Source organism: Neobacillus drentensis (assembly GCF_036962765.1).
GTDB lineage: Bacteria > Bacillota > Bacilli > Bacillales > Cytobacillaceae > Neobacillus > Neobacillus drentensis_C.
In genome coordinates, this window is record NZ_JBALOS010000093.1 from 16,596 (window position 1) to 19,288 (window position 2,693).

The 2,693-nt window shown below is 43.0% G+C and carries 3 protein-coding genes; all 3 read left to right on the forward strand.

What is annotated here, in order from left to right; genetic code table 11:
- Positions 1-2 precede the first annotated feature (2 nt).
- From V7137_RS13175 to V7137_RS13185, 3 genes are read left to right on the forward strand one after another with little or no spacing between them, the layout of a single operon-like run.
- Positions 3-989, forward strand: a complete 987-nt coding sequence (locus tag V7137_RS13175; RefSeq protein ID WP_335698510.1) for a dihydroxyacetone kinase subunit DhaK — start codon at positions 3-5, stop codon at positions 987-989.
- Complete coding sequence (dhaL, locus tag V7137_RS13180; protein ID WP_335698511.1) at positions 979-1,647, forward strand: dihydroxyacetone kinase subunit DhaL; 669 nt, start codon at positions 979-981, stop codon at positions 1,645-1,647. The genes V7137_RS13175 and dhaL overlap by 11 nt, the downstream gene beginning before the upstream one ends.
- Positions 1,648-1,689: 42 nt before the next feature.
- The gene (locus V7137_RS13185) at positions 1,690-2,613 is read left to right on the forward strand and encodes a dihydrodipicolinate synthase family protein (RefSeq protein ID WP_335698512.1); all 924 of its coding nucleotides are present in this window, start codon (positions 1,690-1,692) and stop codon (positions 2,611-2,613) included.
- The last annotated feature ends 80 nt before the right edge of the window (positions 2,614-2,693 follow it).

Here is a 2,693-nt window from a genome sequence, read left to right on the forward strand (position 1 = left end):
CCATCGAAGGCTTCTTGGCAGCTTATAAAAGTACTTATCAAAAAGTTGAAAATGTAAACGGAATCATTCGTCGGAATCGTAAAGATAAGGTGGCGATCGTGACTGGCGGCGGCAGCGGCCACGAACCTTTGTTCTTAGGGTTAATTGGGGAAGGACTTGCTGATGGTGTCACACTGGGGAATGTTTTTGCAGCGCCGCCACCAACGAATGTGTTTGAAGTAGCTAAAGCGGTGGATTCAGGTAAGGGTGTTCTCTTTATCTACGGAAATTATTCTGGTGATGTTTTAAACTTCGGTATGGCAGAAGAATTACTAGAAATGGAAGATATTCAAACGAAAACCGTCCTCGTTACCGATGACGTGGCATCTGCTCCTGTAGAACGAAAAGGTGATCGCAGAGGAATCGCCGGCGATATTTTCGTCGTCAAGATTGCGGGTGCAGCGGCAGAAAAAGGACTGTCATTAGAAGAAGTCACCCAAGTAACCCAAAAAGCAAATGATCAAACATTCTCAATTGGTGTTGCCTTAGCTCCTGGATCCATTCCCGGTGCGACTGAGCCGCCATACACTCTTGGTGATGATGAAATTGAGGTGGGCATGGGCATCCACGGGGAACCAGGAATGGAACGTACAAAAATGATGCCTGCTGACGAGTTAACCGATAAGTTGATGGAGAAATTGTTAGTGGAAAGCAATATTGTGCCAGGCGATGAAGTGGCGGTACTAGTGAATGGTCTTGGGTCCACGACATTAATGGAACTATTAATCGTTAACCGCAGAGTAGCGCAAATTTTAGAAGAAAAAGAGATAGTCGCTTTTGACATGGAGGTTAATAGCTATTGTACAACACAAGAAATGGCTGGATTTTCGATCACTTTACTGAAGTTAGATGATGAATTAAAAGATTTATATAATGCACCAGCTGATTCACCGTATTACAAAAAAGGATTGGTACCTACAAGTATTGGAGGGAGCGTTTATGCCAAATAGTATCCAAGAAGTGAAGTTGACTGCCGCACAAGTAAAGGAAATGTTCCTGTATGTTGGCGAACAAGTCCGCGAGAATAAGCCGTTCTTAACCAAAATTGATAGCGCTATCGGTGATGGAGATCATGGGATTGGCATGTCGGTTGGTTTTACCAAAGCAGAAGAAAACTTAAACCTAAAAGAGTTTACGACGATTAATGAGGTCTTTAAAACGATTGGGATGTCAATGATTGCGAACATGGGTGGAGCGTCTGGTGTTATTTTTGGCACATTGTTTACGGGAGGTGTGAAGGGTCTTGATCCCCAGGAAGAAATGACCTTGCCGTTATTGGCACAAATTCTTGAGGGCTCAGTGAAATCTATTAAGGAACGCGGGAAAGCAGAATTAGGAGATAAAACGATGATTGATGCACTTGAGCCTGCGGCCGGTGGGATCAAACAAAGTGTCGAAGCAAATCAAAGTTTACTAGATGGGCTTGTCGCCGCTGAGAAATGTGCAGCCATCGGCGTCGAGAAGTCGAAAGAATATGTCGCGAAGTTTGGTAGAGCAAAGTCACTTGGTGAACGAGCAATCGGCCATCAAGATGCTGGGGCAACGACTGTCTGGATTATGTTTAAATCCATGAGAGAATGGGTCGAGAAAGCTGCTGATCAACAATAAAGATAGATTTGAGATCATTTAAATGAACAGGAGGAAAATCTAATGACAACCAAAAAAATTCAGGGAATTATCCCGCCAGTATCGATCATTTTTAATGAACAAGGAGAACTTGATAAAAGGGGAATGGCAACCGTTATTGATTTTTTAATAGATTCAGGTGTGGATGGATTGTTCTTTCTTGGCACGGGTGGCGAGTTTTCGCAAATGTCAGTGGAGGAACGTAAAGAAGTAGCTTCGTTTACAACGGAATATGTGAACGGCAGGGTACCTGTCTTAATTGGTACGGGCAGTACGAATACACGTGAAGTCGTTCTGCTCAGCCAACATGCGGAATCAGTAGGAGCAGATGCGGTTGTGGTCATCAACCCTTACTATTGGTCTTTGACCGAGGAACATTTATTTGCTCATTATAGTGAGATTGCCAACTCTGTTCACTTGCCAATTCTACTTTACAATTTCCCTACTATGTCAGGACAGGATTTGAGTCCGGAATTCGTCCTTAAATTGGTGGATAAACATGATAATATCGTCGGAATTAAGGAAACGGTTGAAAACGTTTCACATATTCGCGATATGATTTTAACCGTTAAAGGCAAACATCCTGATTTTGTCGTTTTCGCCGGTTTTGATGATCATTTATTCCCAACATTGAGTCTAGGGGGAGACGGTGCGATTAGCGCCTCTGTCAATTTCGCTCCTGAACTAGGGATTGGTGTGTACAAGGCATTCCAAGAGAAGCGTTTTGATGAAGCAGTAGAATTACATAAACGCATCGCTCTTATGCCGACTATGTACAAACTAGATTCACCATTTGTCAGTGTCGTAAAAGAAGCCATGAAATTGAGGGGTCTGGACATTTCCACAAACGTTCTTGCGCCAGCTCGTCCGTTAAGTGCTGAGAAGATTGAGGAGCTAAAAAAGATTCTCGTTCAAGCTGACTTGTTAGAAATTGCGACAGTTAAATAATTTTTAAACGAAAGGCTATGTTAAAGTTTATTGATTTTGGCATCCTGTTGATCTACGTTCCAGGCGCGAAGACTCCTGCG

Excerpts from the sequence above, each read along its gene's own strand:
- dhaL (WP_335698511.1), top strand. The coding sequence starts at position 979 with ATGCCAAATAGTATCCAAGAAGTGAAGTTGACTGCCGCACAAGTAAAG.
- V7137_RS13185 (WP_335698512.1), top strand. The coding sequence starts at position 1,690 with ATGACAACCAAAAAAATTCAGGGAATTATCCCGCCAGTATCGATCATT.